The 19,487-nt window shown below is 55.0% G+C and carries 12 protein-coding genes; 9 read left to right on the top strand and 3 right to left on the bottom strand.

Translation table 11 applies throughout. The annotated features are described in order from the left end of the window. The first annotated feature begins 1 nt into the window (after position 1). The 4 genes from GWR55_RS10225 (at position 2) to GWR55_RS19440 (ending at position 3,671) form a co-directional block, all read left to right on the top strand. Positions 2 to 1,159: a mannose-1-phosphate guanylyltransferase gene (locus GWR55_RS10225; RefSeq protein WP_162402181.1), complete on the top strand. Its 1,158-nt coding sequence runs from the start codon at positions 2 to 4 to the stop codon at positions 1,157 to 1,159. Positions 1,160 to 1,234: 75 nt separating this feature from the next. Then, positions 1,235 to 2,677 carry a phosphoglucomutase/phosphomannomutase family protein gene (locus GWR55_RS10220; RefSeq protein WP_162402180.1) on the top strand — a complete coding sequence of 481 codons (1,443 nt, stop codon included), beginning with the start codon at positions 1,235 to 1,237 and terminating at the stop codon, positions 2,675 to 2,677. Next, the gene (locus GWR55_RS10215; protein ID WP_162402179.1) at positions 2,674 to 3,342 is read left to right on the top strand and encodes an HAD family hydrolase; all 669 of its coding nucleotides are present in this window, start codon (positions 2,674 to 2,676) and stop codon (positions 3,340 to 3,342) included. Before GWR55_RS10220 ends, GWR55_RS10215 begins: the two co-directional genes overlap by 4 nt. Before the next feature lie 200 nt (positions 3,343 to 3,542). Next, entirely contained in the window at positions 3,543 to 3,671 is a 129-nt protein-coding gene (locus GWR55_RS19440) for a hypothetical protein (protein WP_255490416.1), read from the top strand. A gap of 10 nt (positions 3,672 to 3,681) precedes the next feature. Here GWR55_RS19440 and GWR55_RS10210 read toward each other — a convergent pair whose 3' ends face one another. Beyond that, positions 3,682 to 4,806 (bottom strand): DNA-binding transcriptional regulator, encoded by a 1,125-nt coding sequence (locus GWR55_RS10210; protein WP_162402178.1) that lies wholly within the window; start codon positions 4,804 to 4,806, stop codon positions 3,682 to 3,684. Between the two features lie 588 nt (positions 4,807 to 5,394). On the opposite strand from GWR55_RS10210, the gene GWR55_RS10205 reads away from it, so the two are divergent. Further along, positions 5,395 to 8,811: a TonB-dependent receptor gene (locus GWR55_RS10205; RefSeq protein WP_162402177.1), complete on the top strand. Its 3,417-nt coding sequence runs from the start codon at positions 5,395 to 5,397 to the stop codon at positions 8,809 to 8,811. A 201-nt stretch (positions 8,812 to 9,012) separates the two neighbouring features. On the opposite strand, the gene GWR55_RS10200 is transcribed toward GWR55_RS10205, so the two are convergent. Beyond that, positions 9,013 to 9,894 (bottom strand): dihydrodipicolinate synthase family protein, encoded by an 882-nt coding sequence (locus GWR55_RS10200; protein ID WP_162402176.1) that lies wholly within the window; start codon positions 9,892 to 9,894, stop codon positions 9,013 to 9,015. A gap of 377 nt (positions 9,895 to 10,271) precedes the next feature. Between GWR55_RS10200 and GWR55_RS10195 the strand changes: the two genes are divergently transcribed. After that, positions 10,272 to 11,561: an MFS transporter gene (locus tag GWR55_RS10195; RefSeq protein WP_162402175.1), complete on the top strand. Its 1,290-nt coding sequence runs from the start codon at positions 10,272 to 10,274 to the stop codon at positions 11,559 to 11,561. On the opposite strand, the gene GWR55_RS10190 is transcribed toward GWR55_RS10195, so the two are convergent. Continuing rightward, positions 11,550 to 12,308: a GntR family transcriptional regulator gene (locus GWR55_RS10190; RefSeq protein WP_162402174.1), complete on the bottom strand. Its 759-nt coding sequence runs from the start codon at positions 12,306 to 12,308 to the stop codon at positions 11,550 to 11,552. The two genes, GWR55_RS10195 and GWR55_RS10190, sit on opposite strands and share 12 nt — an antisense overlap. A gap of 403 nt (positions 12,309 to 12,711) precedes the next feature. Between GWR55_RS10190 and GWR55_RS10185 the strand changes: the two genes are divergently transcribed. Genes GWR55_RS10185 through GWR55_RS10175 form a run of 3 tightly spaced genes read left to right on the top strand, consistent with a single transcriptional unit; the run spans position 12,712 to position 19,435 of the window. Beyond that, positions 12,712 to 16,068, top strand: coding sequence for a TonB-dependent receptor (locus GWR55_RS10185; RefSeq protein ID WP_162402173.1), 3,357 nt, complete (start codon positions 12,712 to 12,714; stop codon positions 16,066 to 16,068). Positions 16,069 to 16,091: 23 nt separating this feature from the next. Continuing rightward, positions 16,092 to 18,599 carry a hypothetical protein gene (locus tag GWR55_RS10180; protein WP_162402172.1) on the top strand — a complete coding sequence of 836 codons (2,508 nt, stop codon included), beginning with the start codon at positions 16,092 to 16,094 and terminating at the stop codon, positions 18,597 to 18,599. Positions 18,600 to 18,601: 2 nt separating this feature from the next. Next, positions 18,602 to 19,435 carry an HpcH/HpaI aldolase/citrate lyase family protein gene (locus GWR55_RS10175; protein ID WP_162402171.1) on the top strand — a complete coding sequence of 278 codons (834 nt, stop codon included), beginning with the start codon at positions 18,602 to 18,604 and terminating at the stop codon, positions 19,433 to 19,435. The last annotated feature ends 52 nt before the right edge of the window (positions 19,436 to 19,487 follow it).

Here is a 19,487-nt window from a genome sequence, read left to right as displayed (position 1 = left end):
CATGAGAGAAGGCGAAGGTCAGGTCGCACGCCCAGAGTTTCGATTTGCTCCAGTAATTCTTGCAGGTGGAAGCGGCACACGGTTCTGGCCGCGAAGCCGCAGGTCGCGGGCAAAGCAGGTCCTGGCGCTGGATGGGGAGCGCACCATGATCCAGCAGACGGTCGATCGCCTGTTGCCTGTTGCTGCGACAGAAGACATCTGGGTCGTCACAAACGATCTGTTGAAAGAAGCCATCCTCGATCAGCTTCCAAATGTGTTGCGAGAGCATATCCTGAGCGAGCCTGCAGCGCGAAACACGGCTCCGGCATGTGCGCTGGCTGCCTTCCTGCTGGAAAAGACGCAGCCGGATACGGTGATCGGTATCTTTCCCTCCGATCACGTTGTGAAGGATACTGCGCGCTTTGCAGAGATCGTAAGGGCTGGCGTTGCGCTGGCGGCAAGCGGCGAGAAGATTGTTGTGCTCGGCGTGCCGGCGACGAAGCCTGAGACGGGCTACGGCTATATCGAATATGGCAGATCCTCGGATTCTGTTCATGGAGTTGAGGTGCACAGGGTCAAGCGGTTCACGGAGAAGCCTCACAAGGCGCTTGCCGAAGCTTTTGTCGCTTCGGGGAATTATGCGTGGAACAGCGGAATGTTTCTGTGGAGCGTGAAGACCCTGACAAACGCCATTCGCGAGCATAGCCCCGGGATTGCTGCGCGGATGGAAGAGATTGGCGCGGCATATGGCACGCCTGAGTTCGCGCGCGTCTTTGCTGAGATCTATCCACTGTGTGAGAACATCTCGATCGACTACGCTGTGCTGGAGCCGCGATCGGCCAAGGGGGAGGCGTCGTCGGAGATCTATTGCCTGCCCGGAGATTTCTGCTGGAACGATCTTGGATGCTGGTCGGCGCTGCACGAGCACGTAGCCGATTGCGGTCCTGAAGACCTGGCGAAGAAGAATGTCTTCGACAAGACGAATCAGCCATGTGTCGATATTGATTCGGAAGGGAACTATGTCTACGCTCCCGGCAAGGCCGTCGCCCTGGTGGGAGTGAGCGATCTGGTTGTGGTGGAGACCGAGGACGCTCTTCTGATAACAACACGGGAGAGGTCGCAGGACGTGGGCAAGGTTGTGGCTGAGTTGAAGCAGGTGGGCCGGGAAGATCTGGTGTAAGGCTCGAACAGCAAATGCACCTGTCTTCGAAAGAGCATGGCGCGCAAAACGTTCACAGGTTAGAGCACGGTATTTATGTCAGAGGCGAAGACAGTGGTGAAGTTTGGAACGGACGGATGGCGTGGCATCATCGCCGATGATTTCACGTATGCCAATGTTCGAATAGCTGCAGCTGCGATTGCACACTATGTTCTGGAGCACGAGAACGCGAAGGCGGGTGTCTGCATCGGGTGGGATACGCGCTTTGCTTCTCGCTCCTTTGCGCATGTTGTAGCCGAGGAGTTGTCGAAAGCGGGCATTCCGGTTCAGCTGGCAAGTGGCATTACGCCGACGCCTGCGCTGTCCTATGCCGTGAGGCACAGGAAGGCCGCGGGCGGTGTGATGATCACCTCAAGCCATAATCCCGCGGAGTGGAACGGCGTTAAGTACAAGGCGAGTTATGGGGGGTCGGGTAAGCCTTCGATTATGACATCGATCGAGAGCTATCTTGAGGCGCCGGCTCCGCGGGTGGAGACGCCAGCTTCGATCGAAGAGGTGGACTTTCAGCCCGAGTATATTGCCGCACTCGAGAAGTTTGTCGACCTTGCGGTGATCCGGAAGAGTGGATCGAAGTTCCTGATCGATGTGATGTACGGAGCCGGTCGAGGTGTGCTTGCGGGGATCTTTTCGCGTGCGGGCATTCCGTTTGTCGAGATTCGCAACGAAGTGAACCCGGCCTTTCCCGGCATCAATCCGGAGCCGATTCTGCCGCACATCAGGGCCACGCAAGAGGCTGTGGTGAAGGAGGGATGCGCTGCCGGGTTGATCACCGACGGTGATGCCGATCGTATCGGCGCAGTCGATGAACATGGAAATGTGGTTGATGCTCACAAGATCTTCTCGATCCTGTTGTGGTGGCTGCTGGAACGGAAGAAGTGGCCGGGTGAGGTCACTCGAGCCTTCAATACGACGAAGATGATCGACCGCATCGCTGCGAAGTATGGCCGCATGCTGAATGAGCATGGGATCGGCTTCAAGTATGTCGTGGACCTGATGCTTGAAAAGGAGATCCTGATCGGCGGAGAAGAATCGGGTGGTGTTGGAATCAGCAGGCATCTGCCTGAGCGCGACGGTCTTCTGAATTCGCTGCTGCTGGCCAATGTGATGGCGGACGAGAAGAAGACACTGGGCGAACTGGTCGCGATGCTGCAGAACGAGTTCGGTGTGCATGAGTACGGCCGTATTGATATGCACATTGAGGAGTCGATCAAGCAGTCGGCGATTGCCCGTGCAAAAGCTGGAGTTACTGAACTGGCGGGAATGAAGGTTTTGCGCACGGAGAACCTGGATGGGATTAAGTTCTTCCTCGAGAATCCGGAGTGCAGCGGGAAGCCGAATGCCGCTGAGACCTGGCTGCTGCTGCGCGCTTCGGGGACCGAGCCTCTGTTGCGTATCTATAGCGAAAGTTGTTCGACGGAGTCGGTGAACAAGGTTCTTGAGGCAGCCAGAACCTTTGTGTTGAAGGGAGCTGAAGTTTGAGCGAAGTTGTACGAGTAGAGACGAAGGGCCTGCTCTTCGATATGGATGGCGTTCTGATCAGCTCTATCGGCTCGGTCGTTCGTTGCTGGAGAATCTGGGCGAAGCAATATGGCGTCCCTGACGCCGACAGTTATGAGGTTCCGCATGGCATGCGGGCGATCGATATCGTTCGCAGCCTGCGTCCTGACATCGATCCTCTGGAGGGGCTGCGGGCTATCGAAGACCTGGAGATTGAAGATACGGCGGACCTAACGGTGCTTCCGGGAGCGAAGGAGCTGCTGCAGAGTCTTCCGCCCGAGCGATGGGCCATCGTTACCTCGGCGACAAGACGCCTGATGCTGGGGCGGCTGGAGGCTGCCGGACTACCTGCGCCTGAACGCATTGTGAGTGCGGACGATGTCGTTCGAGGCAAGCCCGATCCGGAGCCCTATCGGAAGGGCGCTGAGCTGTTGGGATGCACGCCCGAGGAGTGCATCGTGGTTGAGGACGCTCCTTCGGGGGTGGGCGCGGGAAAGGCGGCCGGATCCAGGGTATTAGGCGTGGTGGGAACCCATACCCTGGCACAGCTGGAGCAGGCTGATTGGGTGGTGAACTCACTCGAGAGAGTCACCGCGAAGATTGGCAAGGGCGGGCTGGAGCTAAGCTTCATCGCAGAGAAGCGCTAAGTTCAGAGGTGAAATAGCCGTCATGAAGGTGGAGCAGCAGAGGGCCGCTTTTGTGATGGTTCGCTCTGGGACTTGCAAGGATTTCGTATCCGACCAGGCCGCTCTATTGCATGGCCGGATCTCCCCTGGTGCGCGAATAACATCGCGCCTCCGGATTGCATCCAACCACAGCAGGAGAAACTTCCTGGTTGGAGGCCGAAATGAGAGTATCAGAGAAACTCTCCGACTGGATGGATCGCTACTGGACGGTCCTGGTCATTATCTTCGGAATAGCTTTTACCCTTTTTCTAGCTCTCTTCAAGCCGCACACGGACTGGGCTAACTATTGAGCCTCCTGGCTTATAAAGAGTCCGAGGTTGTGCTGGCTCGGCCGTATTGCGCGCGATATTGAGCTGGGGACCAGCCAGTACGTTTCTTGAGAACAGCACACATGTATTCCGGGTACTGGAAACCGCATCTCTCTGAGATGTCGGCGATGGAGAGCTGTGTTTCCACAAGCATCTCCTTCACGCAAGCGAGCCGTGCCTCTGTGAGCACATCATGGATTGATTTTCCAACTGTGGCGCGGAAGTGATTCTGAAGAGTTGTGCGTGAGACACCAAGGTGTCTCAGGACTGTATCAACGTTGATGCCCGAGCGAGCATTCTCGCGTATGAACTGGAGTGCTTTTGCAGCCAATGGATTGGCAATCGCCGTGATGTCAGAGGAGCGGCGGACGAAGATGTCGAGCGGTGGGATGCGCATGTTGGTCGGGGAGGGAAGATGCCCCTGCATCATACGGTCGAGCAGCGATGCTGCTTCATATCCCATACGCTTGGCGTCGAGCACGACGCTGGAAAGAGGGGGGTCGGCGAACTCGCAGGAGATATCGTCAGCACCCACGCCAACAACGGCGACTTGTTCCGGCACGGCCACGTTCGCGTGTCGGCAGGCATTCAGCAGCTGAACCCCGCGAAAATCAGTGCATGCCATGATGCCGACGGGTTTGGGGAGCGCCGCTACCCATCGTGCAAGATGGTCCAGCTCGATTTGCCAGATGCCTTTGTGCAGGAGGTCGACTTCGACGGGCTGATCGGGGTAGACCTCACAGGTGTGAGATCGAGATTCCACGGTCTGGATAAAAGCATCGCGCCTTCCATCGGAGTACTTGTGGCCGGAAAAGCCTACAAACGCGAATCGTTGAAAGCCTCGATCCAGCAGATGTCTGGCAGCCATTCTACCGACCTCAGCGTGATCGTTGCTGATGAGGGGGATTCCTAGACCGTCCAGCTGCTCGTTCAGGTCTACGACCGGGATAGAGCGATGGATGACGGTGTTGCGAATCTCCGGGGTTGCGACTCGTGTGATGATGCCATCACCTTGCCAGGAGTCGATCCAGGAAGGGCTGCCCTCGACGGCAGAGCGCTCATTGAAGTAGATGGACCATGGCCGGTTTTCCCGGATGTACTGTGCGATTCCAAACATGAGCCGACGTCCGAACAGAGTGGAGGTTTCCACGATAACCGCGACGCGTGGAGGTGGCGCACAGGGTGTAAAACTTCCGCTGTGCCGTTCGATATCCGAGGGGCGGTCTGAGAAGGATTTGCGATTGTGCGATCGCGCGCGAGAGAGGCTCATAGGGTTGTCGAGATAGGAGATGGATCAACCTGGCTGACGCTCACTAGATTCGAAGGGGCAAGCTCGATTTCCGAAAATCTACGAATCCGATTGCCAGATAGCGTCTTATTCCTGCTCAGAATTGTTATTCCGATACTAGTTTTATTGCCGGATGTGAATTGACGGTAAATAACCCAAAATCTTAGGTGACTTTGCCAAAAGCTCATTGAAGAGGATCCTGACGGGCAGTAAGTTCACAACATAAGGTCCAGTTTGTGCGGGAGAGATAGGCCTCCAGAAGCGCACGGAGAGCAGCATCTCTCGTGCTGTCTTGCGTGGCGGCGCTTCGTGGGGGAGCGCCAGACTGGGATGAATCTGAGCATATGCCCATCTTCGATAACTGCCGGGATGAGTGAACTGAATGAATACAGAAGGTGTAAAGAGATGCGTCCGTCTATGAACCGTTTCAGATTGAGTGTTTTGTTTTTCATGCTGTTCTCCTGGGTCTCGCTGGTTGATGCGCAGGAAGGCGGCGGCATTATCGCCGGCCATGTTCTCGACAACAGCGGCGCCTCGGTCGCAGGTGCGGAGATGACGCTTACGAACGATCATCAACAGACGCTCAGCCTGAAGACGAATGCAGACGGAGCTTATGTCACACCCAGCCTGCCCATCGGTTCGTACACGATGACAGTAAAAGCGCCGGGTTTCCAGACAGAACAGCGGGAGGGAATCAGTGTCGTTGTGGACGCTCACCTTCAGATCAATGTCACCCTGAAGGTGGGAAGCGTCGATGAGACGGTTACGGTTGCAGCTGAGAATAACGAGGTCAATGTGACCTCGACTGAACTGGGAACGGTGTTTGAGAACCGTCCTATTCAGGAACTGCCTGTAAATGGACGAAGCGTGATGGCGCTCGCGCAGCTCTCGCCAGGAGTTGCGAGAAACTCCGGGCAGATCAATGAGGGTTTTGCAGATCGAGGTACGGCTGTTTCAGCGATCAGCATCAACAACGGGCCAAATGCGGCGAATGCTGTTCTGATTGATGGACAAAGCGTCGTGCAGCCCTACATCAACGAGATCAGCATCAATCCTGCTGCGAATGCTATTCAGCAGTTCAAGGTTGAAAGCGGCACGATCTCCGCGGAGTATGGGTTTCTTGCCGGCGGTGCAATCAGCATGGTGACCTCCTCGGGGCACGACAGATTTCATGGCCAGATCTATGAATTTCTGCGGAATGACGCCTTCGATGCACGGAGCTACTTCAACACCAAGCCCGATCGCGTCAACGCGCTGCGTTACAACCAGTATGGTGGTTCGATCAGTGGCCCGATTGGGGGCAAGACAAGCTTCTTTGGCAATTATGAAGAGTACCGTTACACCCTGGGAAGCCAGGTGATCGCCTCGGTGCCGACGGCGGAATGGCTTCGCGGCGACTTTTCAAATCTTAAAGGTGCGACCGGAAAGACGATTCCCATTTATGATCCGGCGACAACACGCGCGAATCCGAAGGGGAACGGATATGTACGTGATGCCTTTCCCGGAAATGTCATTCCTGCGAGTCGCCTGGATCCGGTAGCGCAGGCCGTGAATGCCTTTTATCCGGCTCCCAATCGTACGCCGAGCAATCCGTACACGCATTCGAACAATTACTCCGGCCCAAGCGCCAACCACAAGTGGATGCGGCAGTTTCTTGTTCGCGTAGATCATAGCTTCTCGTCGCGGCATTCGATGTTTGCACGCTATGCCTACTACAAAGCTTATACAGACACGGGCGGCGGCCTTTATAGCGTTATTCAGCCATTTCTGGGTCTGCGTTACGATAACTATCCAAACCAGGCAGGCATTATCGAAGACACATTTATTGTCTCCCCGACGTTTCTGAATGAGTTTCGTCTGTCGGTGCTTCGTGCAGACCTGCTCTTTCAGACGGCGAGCTACAACCAGAACTGGGCACAAAAACTAGGCATGCCCAATGTGCCGCCTACCGCGTTTCCGCGCATGTCGAACGGCTTTGCGACTTCCTCGACCTCCGCCGAGGGAGAGCGAGCCGGAACCAGTCCGGAACTGTCAGATATTGTGACGCTGGCACTTGGCAAACATAACCTGCGGATGGGGGTGGACTGGCGTTTGCAGCGTGGCTATAACAAGCAGTCTGCGCAACCCTCGGGAATCTACACGTTCAATACAACGCTCACGGGAAACCCGCAAAGCACGAGCGGCACGGGTTATACCTTCGCTTCTTATCAACTCGGCGCTGTTGCTTCCGCCAAGGTGGATACGGTGTTGGGGGCTTCACACGCCGACTTTACCGTCTCCGGATTTGTTCAGGATACATGGAGGGTAACGCGCGATCTCACTCTCAATCTCGGTCTGAGATATGACTTTCAGCAGTCCCCGCTGGAACAGCACAATGGCTTGAGCAACTTCGATATCAATGCAACAGATCCGCTGGGATTGCGAGGAGCGCTAGTCTTTGCAGGGCGCGATGGCCAGCCACGAAGGTTCCGCAATAACGATGCAACAAACTTTGCTCCTCGCGTCGGTTTTGCATGGAATGTCTTCGGTTCCAATACGACATCGTTGCGCGGCGGTTATGGTATCTACTATCCGACTATCTTTACGACCGACTTCTTTGGAAGCACTACAGGTTTTGCCAGTACGATTACGAATTACACAGCACCAGGAGGGAATACGAACCTGCCGGCGTTCTATCTTAGGGATGGCCTGCCATCGCAACCGATTCAACCGCTTGGCGCCGGTCTTGGCCCCGACGGTCTGCTCGGACAAGCGGTGACGTACGATTCCAAAGATGGAACTACGCCGATGGCACAGCAATGGAACCTGGTCGTGGAGCGCTCTCTTCCCACCAACATCCTGGTGTCTGCGGCGTACGTGGGCAACCATGGTACTCACTTCATTGCGGGTAACTACAATCTCAACCAGCTTGATCCGAAGTATTTGTCCCTCGGTACGAAGCTTCAGAACTCGGTCCCGAATCCTTATGCGGGAATCGTACCGGGCTCGCTGGGTAATAAGACGATCACTCTCCAGCAGTCGCTCCTGATGTTTCCTTATTACACGAGTGTGACCTTTCGCCAGCCTCATGACGGAAACTATATTGGACACTCGCTGCAGATCTCTGTGACCAAGAGAACGAGCCATGGCCTTACGTTCATGGTTGGCTATACGAAATCGAAGCTCATCGACGATAGTATCTCCACGCCAGTGGACTTCAATGGAGTTCAGCAGGCGGATGTTACCGGATACCAGAATGGCTACAATCGCAAAGCAGAACGGTCCATCGATCCGCTGGACCATTCCCAGATGCTGCGCATCAGCGCACTGTACGATCTGCCCTTCGGTCGTGGGCGAGCCTTTGCCGGGAATATTGGGCCGTGGCTGAACAGGGCAATCGGAGGGTGGCAGGTCAATACCGTTACGCAATGGCATACCGGGACTCCGCTCACCATCACAGGAGCCAACAACTATGCTGCGAGCCGGCCGAACTTTGTTCCGATGGCGAGCGCGAAGCTGAGCAATCCAACAATCAACAAGTGGTTCAATACGGAGGCGTTCATCAATCCTCCGAACTACACCTTCGGCAATGTTCCTCGTACGCTTCCGAATGTACGTGGGCCGAACGCATTTGCCATGGATATCTCGATGGTGAAGAGCACCCCTATCACAGAGAGGGTTCAGTCCCAGTTTCGTGTCGAAGCTTTCAATGCGCTCAATCACCCAGTCTTCGGACTTCCCAATATGACGTTCTCTCCCGGGAGCGATGGCATGAACCAGAGTGGAACTTTTGGAACGATCACGGCAGCTACACCGGGACGTGAGATCCAACTTGCTCTCAAGCTACTTTTTTAGTGGCTGATAAACATGTTTTGGATATTCTCCGGCGCCGAGTACCGCAGGGAAGAATCGCTGAGCGTTCCAATGAACCGTCCGGCGTCTCTCAGACCATGGTTTCCATGACACGGTATGGGAGTCGCTCTCTCTGTGGAATGCCTCATCTTCCTGAAGCAGGATCTAACGACTGGGGCATCCGGGCAGGTGCCAGCGATCTTTCTATGAAAGAGTCTGTGTATACCAGCCTGTGAACCACTCGCGGAGTTCGGCGGCTTCCATCTCACGTGCTGCACTCAGGGGAAACGGGTAGCTTTCCTGCGTAAAGTGGCGTACAGCAGAGGCGACCTTGAGCCCCCAGGGTGTAGGCAGCGACGCCAGATGATCGATGAAATTCCTTAAGAGAGTGCTCTTGGTCGCAAATGCCTGGCCATGTCCACCCGTTGCGAATAATGAAGACATCAGCTCGGGCAGTGCGCAGGCCACTCCAGAAATCACTCCATCGCAGACACCTTCAGTGAGTGCGGTGGAGAGTGCGGAGTCGTTTCCGATCAGGCGTGCACGGGGGAGGCCGGCTGCCGTTATCGCGCGTACGATATCCAGCGAGCCGGAATAATCCTTGATCCCCACGACGTTGGAGTGGTTCGCAAAAAGGGAGAGAACCATGTCGACATGCAACCCGGAGGTGAACTGAGGCAGGTTATATAGCAGAATCGGTAACTCCACCGATGATGCTACGGCCGAGACGTAGGCAGCCAGATCATCTTCGCGGTAAGGGAAAAAGCTAGGCATCGGAAGCAGGAGGGCATGCGCGCCTGCACGCTGTGCACTACGTGCGTTGTTTAATGTAAGACGCAGGTCGCATGCGCCGATGCCGCACAGAATCTGCTCTTCCGGAGCCTCCTGACGGGCTGCACGCACCAATACATCGATGTCTTTGTCCGAGGCGATTGTAAACTCGCCTGTTGCTCCGTTGATCGCATAACCCCGAAGGCCAAATCTACCCAGCTTGAAGATCTGCTGCCGAAACGAGGCCACGTCAAGCTCACCATCACTGGCTCGCGGAGAGAGTAGAGCGGCGTATACACCACTAAAAGAAGTCAAGGGATTCACCTGAAAAATCTGAATGCCGAAACGATGTGTCGTCAGGATGGAAGTCTCCTCTTGCCGCAAGGAGTTTCAGCCATCTTTGTCGCTGCAATGGAAGCAACTATACACGCAAATCATATTAGTGTCGACACAAAGAATACACCTACTGGAGCCGGATCTTCCATCCGTATCTGATTCCATATCATTTATTAATGACTGTTATGGAATGACTTATGCGAACTCTACGTTCCTCGATTCTGATCATTACTTATGCAGGGAGTGCGATTCGTCTGCATAAATAGCAGCAAAATGTCGACATCAGCCCTTCCGATCTTCTATAACGATTGGTGCAACTTGCCTGGACGCGGACCGGCAAGACAACAGGAGAAGATGTGTCGCAATCAGCACAAGCCAACACGCGCACGAAATGGATCACCATCGGGCTTCTATGGTTCGTCTTCCTTTTTAATTATGCCGACCGCCAGGCCATCTTCTCTCTCTTCCCACTCATTAAGACCGAGATGATTCTTACCGACGTGCAGCTTGGCATTCTCGGCTCCTGCTTTATGTGGATGTACGCTCTGTGCGGCCCTTTCACCGGATGGATTACAGATCGGCTCTCGCGCAAATGGTTGATTCTCGGCAGCCTTATCTTTTGGTCGATCGTGACGGGGGCGACCGCTATCGCACATACCTATCAAAGCATGGTCTGGTGCCGTGCCCTGGGTGGCCTTGGTGAAGCCTTCTACTTCCCGGCGGCCATGTCGATGATCAGCGATTATCATGGCCCCTCCACGCGATCGCGTGCGATGTCATTCCATCAGACCGCCGTCTATGCCGGCAGCATCGCGGGCGGTTCTATTTCGGCATTGGTCGGCCAACATAGTGGATGGCGTTCGAGCTTTCTCTTCTTCGGAGGCTGCGGTATTGTACTGGGCATTATTCTCATGTTTCTGCTGCGCGAACCCCGCCGTGGACAGTCCGAAGCTGTCGCGGGTCACCCGCCATTCAAAGCGTCAACCAGACAAGCCCTTCGCGAGATCCTCGGTAGCCGCATGGTCATGCTGCTCATCGTCATCTTCATGGGAGCGAACTTTGTGGCGGTTGTCTTCCTCACCTGGCTCCCTACTTTTCTCTATAACAAATTCCACATGAGCCTTTCCATGGCGGGCCTCAACGCCAGCCTCTACCTGCAGGCTGCATCGTTCCTCGGTGTTCTCTGCGGAGGCTATCTTGCCGATCGCTTTTCAAGCCGTCGCGGCGGCGGCCGGCAACTCGCTCAGGCTATCGGTCTTTTGTTCGGCGCTCCCTTTCTCTTCCTTACAGGGTGGACGTTTTCGATCCCCGTGCTTGTATTTGCGATGATAGGCTTCGGCTACTTCAAAGGACTTTATGATGCCAACATCATTGCAGGCATCTATGATGTCGTCGCGGTTCAGAACCGAGGCACTGCGGCGGGCATCGCCAATTCGCTTGGATGGCTTGGCGGCGGACTCGCACCTGTCATCATTGCCGTTGGATCGGCAAAGTTTGGCATGAGCGCATGCATGAGCGCCACGGCTGCAATCTATCTCATCATCGGCTTGCTTACGCTGCTTGCTTCACGCAGGCTTCGCCGTATGCGCGGGCCTGCAAACCCGGTTGCGTCTTTATGGTTTGAAGCCGGAATTTCAGAGGTTTAGGTCCAGATAGCTTCGTTCGATTGTGCTTGCCCGGCGATTGCGGTCAAACTCATCCAGTCTCTCCTGCCTTGATATCTGAATGTGCTCCGCAAGCCGACGCATCGCCAACTCTGGATCCTTACTCACAATCGCTGCGAGAATCGCTGCATGTTGTGCATGAATATCGCGCAGCTTCTCTGTGTCGTACCCAACACGACGCATTGCGAAGATGCGGATGAGCAGCCTCGTTTCATCTACGATCTTGCGTATGCGCGGGTTGAACGAAAACGCCATGAGCAGGGTATGAAAGCCGCGGTCTGCGGCGATGAAACGCTGCATCTGCTCTGCGTTGAGATAGGACTCTCCTGTGGCATGGAGTTCATCTACCAGCGACAGAATGCCGTCTGACAACTGCTCAAGTCGTTTAAGGTCCTCCGCAGGAAGCTGCTCACGTGTGACCTTTGCAACGACGTAGACCTCAAGTGCCTCGCGTAGTTCATACAGGTCGACGATGTCTTCACGCGTCAACCGTACTACAATCGTGCCGCGATTTGGAGTCTGTTCCAGCAGGCCTTCAGAGACCAGTTGACTGATCGCCTCACGCACTGGCGTACGGCTGCTTCCAAGCTCCTTAGCAAGCAAAAGCTCTGAGATAGCGCCTCCCGACGGAAGATTGCCGGAGGCAATGCGGCTCTGGATATACTGATAGGCCTTCTCGCGGATCGTGTAGTTCGACTTGCTGGATTTCGACTTCGTTTTGGCTTTCATGAGGTTTCAGAATACCGATATTTTTCTGTACACGAGCAGCATACACAGAAATGTATCGCCGTTCTTTTCTCTTCTGTTGAAGGCATATAGTATGCAGCGCGTACACAATCTCTAAAGAATTTCGGGAAAGACCCGGCGAGGGTTTCGCAGGAAAATATTTCTGTATATGTGCTTATTTATAAGTATTTAAGGCCAAATTAGCCCTGTCGTAAATTCAGCAAGAACAACACCTTGAGCAACTCACGAACTAAAATCCTGGCGCGTAATCAGGTATTTTGTATTCTTCATGTAGACAATTGATATGCATATGCGTGTATAGTTTCGTGCGAAATAAAATCCGTGGCCACGCGGGCGGCAGATTTTTTAGGGCTGACGCAACCGCAGCGATGCAAAAGGAACGTCGATGAACAGTCAACGACTCAGTACGACAAAGCTCGATCAAGTCTTCCGCCTGCAGGGCTTCAACTGGAAACGTTGCTGCCGGGTAGTTTGCGTATTCGCACTCATCGTTATCGGCAATGTTGCTTCCGCTCAGGTTAACTCTGCTGGCACTATCTCTGGGCGCGTCACCGATGCTTCAGGGAATGTTATCGCCGGTGCGGGCATTGATATCGTCGAGCAGCAGACCAATGTCGAAACGAAACTGACGACCAACGATTCCGGTTTCTATTCGGCGGGCTTTCTCAAGCCCGGTATCTACTCGGTCAAGGTGTCGTCCAATGGGTTTCAAAGTGCGATGACGAAAGGCCTGACTTTGCAGGTCGGTCAGGTACTCAACCAGGATTTCTCACTCAAAGTCGGGGAGGTATCCGAGACGGTGAGCGTGACCACGGGTGCTCCACTTTTGAACACTGAATCTGGCGAGCTGGGCAATGTCATTTCGCATGAACCCGTGGTGCAGTTGCCGCTCAATGGCCGCAACTTCTCACAACTCGCTCTTCTCGTCCCCGGAGTGAACTCCGGTTCCGTGGGCGGAGTTCGCGCTACCGGCGGTGGCAATGAGACCCAGCGTGCCGGTACCTCCATCACTGCCAACGGGGCGCGCGGCAGCTTCAATCTCTACATGATCAACGGTATTCAGAACGTCGATCAATCCGTCGGCACCGCAAAGGTATTTCCCAACCTGGAAGACATCCAGGAGTTCAAGGTTCAGATCGGAAACTCCGACGCGCAGTTTGCCGCAGGCGGCGCGGTCGTGAATGTCGTAACGCGCTCGGGATCGAATGCGTTCCATGGATCGGTGTTTGAATTCTTCCGTAACTCAGCACTGGATGCGCGTGGATACTTCGATGCGGCAAAGCCGACGTTTCAGCAGAATCAGTTTGGAGCCTCGCTTGGTGGTCCGATTAAAAGAGACAAATTGTTCTTCTTTGTCGATTACCAGGGATTGATAACCCACACTGCACCTACGGGCACTGCCAGCGTGCCCACTGCAGCCATGCGAGCGGGAAACTTCCAGGGCTTTGCAACGATCTACGATCCTGCGACGTACAATCCCGCAACGAAACGGCGGACGCCATTCGCGAACAACCAGATCGATCCATCGCGATTCGATCCGGTGGCGGTTAATCTACTGCAGATCCTGCCTCTGCCAAATCTGCCTGGCAATGCCAACAATTTCCGTTTCAATAACCTGATGGTGAATGAACAGCGCCAATATGATGCTCGGGTTGACTACGTCATCTCTCCGAAAGACAGCATGTTCGCGCAGTTCACGAGCGGTACTGCCGATGTAAGTTTTCCCAAGACCCCAGTCAAGATCAACGGAGTCTTCAACCCGCTGGCCTTTGCTTCCGGCACCGGAGTCGGGGCAAACCGCATCAATCATGCGCCAAGTATGCAGGCGACCTTGCAGGAAACGCATGTTTTCTCCTCGGTATTGGTGAATGAACTGGCCGTGGGATATACACGTTTCGACCTTCGTGTAAATCCATTGGACCAGGGATATAACACGGCGCAGGCGCTCGGTTTGCAAGGCGCAAATACAGCTTCGAACACGGATGGCGCAGGCATGTCGAGTCTGTCTATCTCTGGTTTCACTGGCTACAGCGCTAGTTTTCAACCCGAGATTGTTCCTCAGAATACGATTCAGATCTCCGACAGCGTTATGCTCAACTATGGTGCGCATGCATTCCGTTTCGGCTTCAGCGGCGTGCATAACAACTTCGGATTCAATCAGCTGTCGGCTCCTTCCGGAGCACTGAGCTTTACAGGCGCCTACACGAATAACGGATCGTCATCGGGAGGGTCGGGTTTTGCAGATTTCATGCTGGGACTGCCGGTAAGCTCGACGAAGTCCATTTTGCCGAGTGGCATGCCCTACGTCAGCTATACGGATTTTGGAACGTACGCGCAGGATACATGGCGTATTACGCCCAGGCTGACAGCGGTACTTGGAGTTCGATATGACTTGTTTTCCGCCCCGATCGACCGCAAGGATCGCCAGTCAAACTTCGTGCCGGATGGAGGTGCAATCTCTGCCGTAGCCGGCGCTACGGGCAAGGTGGTCATTGCCAATCGGGGTGGTTACAGCAGGGGGATCATCCAGACACGGAAGCTCAACTTCACTCCCCGAGTCAGCCTTGCCTATAAGGTCGGCGATAAAACGGTCATTCGATCTGCGTTTGGAGCTTATTTCTTCAATGAGCAGGGCACCGGATCTTCTGCGCGTCTCTTTCTGAACTATCCCTTCGCTCAGACCTTCAGCACAGCCTGTTCCTCTGCTGTACCCTGCCTCAGCACATCCGTCGGGATTCCGCTCTCACCTTCGGCGACTAACGTTCCGGTTGTCGTCTACTTTCCACTCCAAAACCCAACTCCTTATGTGAACCAGTGGAATCTAACCCTTGAGCATCAGGTTATGAACGCCCTGGTTGTGCGCGGATCATACGTTGGATCGAAGGGGACGCATCTTGGAATAGCTCTTAATGAGAATGTTCCCATTCCCGGCCCCGGAAGTGTTCAGGCAAATTCGCCATACCCGGCTTACTCGACGATTCAGTCCTGGGAAAACCGCGGTGTTTCCAGTTATAACGCTCTTCAGCTTTCTGCTGAACAGCGAGCATGGCATGGCTTGCAGTACCTCGCCGCCTATACCTGGAGCCGTAGTATCGATGAGGGATCCGGTGGTAACTCATCGTCCAGCGAATCGCGCATCAACATCCAGAATCCGCGTAATCTTTCTGCCGATTATGGTCTGTCAGACTTCGACCATCGCCATCGCTTTACCTTCAGTCCTATCTATCAGCTTCCATTTGGCCGCGGACGTCAGTATGGCGGAAGCGTTAATGGTGTCGTTGATGGATTGATTGGTGGATGGGATCTTACCGGCATCGTTACGTTACAGAGTGGTGCTCCGTTTTCCGTCTCCATGTCTTCCAACGCCTCGCTCAACACCGGCACATTCCTTCGGCCCGATCGCATCTGCAATGGCAATAAATCCGGCAGCCAGAGAACTTTGAGCGCGTACTATGACACCGGTTGCTTCGTGAATCCGGCGCAGTACACGTTTGGCAATACGAGGCGCAATATTCTGATCGGGCCGAGTTACCAGACGATCGATGCCGGTCTGCACAAGGACTTCCACATTTACGAATCACTTGGAATGCAGTTCCGCGCAGAATTCTTCAACCTTTTCAACACGGCGAACTTTGGCTTTCCCAACAACAGCATTGGTTCGGCCGCAGCGGGAAAGATTTCGTCATTGGCCACTGGAGCCACAGCACGTCAGACGCAGTTTGCGCTGCGTTTCCACTGGTAAGCATTTTAGGAGAAAGAAAAGAGATGAAGCGTAGAACATTTTTGCGAGGAACGGCGGCTTCTGTCGCCGCCTCCTGCATGGTACGCAGCAGTATGCTGCACGCTCTCGATACAGGTCTTACTGATCTGAATCATTCCACCATCATCATTCCGGCTTCGCCATCGAAGCGCGAGACCGTCGCTGCCGAGATGGTCGTCGATGAGATCATGAAGCGCTGCGGAGTCTCCTGGACGCAAGGAAACGACAGCGCTGGAGCCGTAAAGATCTATCTCGGCACGCGTTCTAACTGGCATAGCCTCGGTTCTGTAGTCTCCGGTGTTGGCACTAAGGCCGCGAAGCTGCCTGCAGAGTCGTATGCCATCGCCTCCGGCGGTGAAGGTGCTCGCTCATGGATCGCAGTATGCGGAAGCGATGAGCGCGGCTTGATCTTTGGCGCAGGACGCGTGCTGCGAATGCTTCGTCTCACCCGCCGTTCTGTAATGGGCGATATCAAAGCGATGAATCTCAGCAGCTCCCCGCACTACGCTGTACGCGGCCATCAGTTGGGCTACCGTCCCAAGACCAACGCCTACGATGCGTTGACTGTCGAAATGTGGGATCAGTACATCCGCGAACTGGCCATCTTTGGCACCAACACCATTGAACTGTTGCCTCCAATCTCCGACGATCTGCCCGACAGTCCGCACTTTCCCATTCCGCCACAGCAGATGATGATCGAAATGTCGCGCATCTGCGACAAGTACGATCTCGATGTCTCTGTCTGGTACCCGGCCATGGCCAAGGACTACGGCGATCCAAAGACCGTCGAAGACGAAATCCGCAACTGGGCCGCTGTATTGCACGATCTTCCTCGTGTGGATATTGTCTTCGTTCCTGGTGGCGACCCCGGGCATACCGAACCGAAGAACATGCTGGCGCTGCTCGAAAAGCAAAAGGCCAGCCTGCGCAAGACGCATCCGAAGCTTCAGATGTGGATGTCGCCGCAATCTTTTAACGCCGAATGGACTGCCGAATTCCTCAAGATGGCTGCCGACCCGCATACGCAATCGTGGCTCGATGGCATCGTCTTTGGTCCTCAGAACCGTTTGTCCATCAGCGAACTGCGCAAGGCGCTGCCTGCAAAATATCCCATTCGCTTCTACCCCGATATCACACACAGCATTCAGTCGCAGTACTCCATCAATAACTGGGACCTCGCCTATGCTCTCACCGAAGGTCGCGAGATCATCAACCCCCGTCCTGAGGCCGAAGCTGCTATTTTACGTTCGGAATTGAAGGGGACAGTCGGCTTCGTCAGCTATTCGGAGGGTGTCAACGACGACGTCAATAAATTTGTCTGGAGCCTCCTCTCCTGGGATCCGAAAACCCCGGTTCCCGGCGCTTTGCGCGATTTCGGGAATTACATCATTGGCGCACATGACGGTTCTGCCTATGCGCAAGGGCTGCTCGATCTTGAGCACAATTGGCAGGGACCGCTCGCCGCTAACGAACTCGTAGACATCACGCTGTCGAAGTTTCTCGCCATGGAGAGAAATGCGTCACCCTTCGTGCTTGAGAACTGGCGTTGGCAACAAGCGATGTTTCGCGCCTGCTGCGATGCATACGTGCGCAAGCGTCTGCTCTTTGAGTCTGGAGAGCTTGTCCGTGCACAGAGCGTTCTTGGCCGTATCGAAGACTTCGGTTTTGCCTCCGTACCCTGGGGCATAGGCGCCAAGCCGGCACAGGAGCCCGCCAACGGCATCGATCCGCAGAATCTCATCGACGAAGCCATCGAGATTTTACGCAAGTGTTCTACAACACAAGTCGCACCAGCTATTCGCACACGTATCAGCGAGCTGGGCTACGCGCTGTTGCAAAGCATTCATCAGCAACTCGCCGTTGAGCGTTTCCAAGGAGAAGCCGTTGACCGTGGAGCCCCACTCGACACGATCGATCATCCTGTCTCTGATGGCCCTTACTTCCTCAAGCAGCTTCGTAAGATGAGCTCTATCGAAGATCAGGAAGAGAAGGTCGAGGCCATTCGTGCTCTGCTCAACCGCACCAATCCGGGGCCTGGCGGCTTTTATGATGAGCTTGGTAATGTCACGAACCGTCCACACCTTGTCATCGAAAACGCTGAGGGTGATTTCGATTTTCGCCGTTCGCCTCACGTCGGAACCAGCTACCCTGACCACTTCGGGGCCAATGCTCCCATGGCATGGAAGCATTGGGCAGAGAGCCTTTACGAGGCTCCGCTGAAGATGCATTACACCGGCCTCGATCCCGATGTGGACTACACTCTTCAGGTGGTCGTCTCGGGAGACTCGCGTGGTGTTAAAACACGCCTCGTCGCCAATGACTCGATCGAGATTCATCCGCTTCAGATGCGCCCGTGGCCTCCTGCACCGCAGGCTTTTACTCTGCCGCGTGCAGCGACTGCTTCAGGAGAGCTTCTCCTCACATGGACGCGCGAGGCAGGCTTAGGCGGCAACGGTCGCGGCTGCCAGGTAGCCGAAGTGATGCTGAAGCCTGTCATGAAAAAGGAGGCCTGACGATGCCGGAAGAGTATGCTGCCGATCGTCATCCCTCTTCGCCTGATACCTGGAGCGTCGTTCGCGAGCGCCTCAAGGCAGGAGACTACGTGATCGGCATGACCGTGACCTCGAACAACGTCGAGACCGGCGCATACGCTGCCACGCTGGGCTTCCACTTTCTGTGGTGCGAGATGGAGCACTCGCCTCTCTCTCTCGAATCCTTGCGTACCCTGGTACTTGCTACCCGTGGACTTTCTGCGCCTGTCTTTGCCCGGGTCCCGTGGGCAGAGCTTTGGCTGGCCAAGCGCGCACTCGATCAGGGCGTGCAAGGAGTGATCTTTCCCTTTGTCTCGACCGTAGAACGCGCCCGCATCGCCGCGCAGGGATGCCACTATCCCCCATTCGGTCGTCGCGGCTCCGGTGCGGGACTTGCCGTTACCACCTGGCCAGCCTCTGGAAGCTACTACGACTCCGCAGACGCGAATGTCCTCGTTGTCTGTGTCATCGAAGAGGCGTCTGGCGTTGAGCAGATTGAAGAGATTGCCGCTACTCCCGGCATCGACGTCCTTTTCATCGGCGTCAGCGATCTTTCCTTCTCGCTGGGTTTACGTGGCCGACAAGATGATCCGGTGCTCAATCAAGCGATCGCAAAGATCGTCTCTGCCGCTAAGCGGAACGGCAAATGGCTGGGTCGACCTGCCGGCAGCGCCGAAGAAGTGGAACGCTTCCACGCGCAGGGCTTCCAGTTTTTTCAGTCTGTCACTGAACTCGGACTGATGAAAATCGGTGCCAAATCACTTCTTGAGTCTTTAGGTATTAAAGAGAAGCCACGCGAGCAAAGCACTTTCTACTAGAACCAGCGCGAAACCTCATCTCCCAGCGGCGGTTTTATGGGAGATGTATCAA

Origin of the sequence: Edaphobacter sp. 12200R-103 (genome assembly GCF_010093025.1) — a bacterium.
Classification (GTDB): Bacteria; Acidobacteriota; Terriglobia; order Terriglobales; family Acidobacteriaceae; genus Edaphobacter.
Note: the sequence above shows the minus strand (reverse complement) of the source record. Positions and strands in the feature narration are given on the sequence as shown.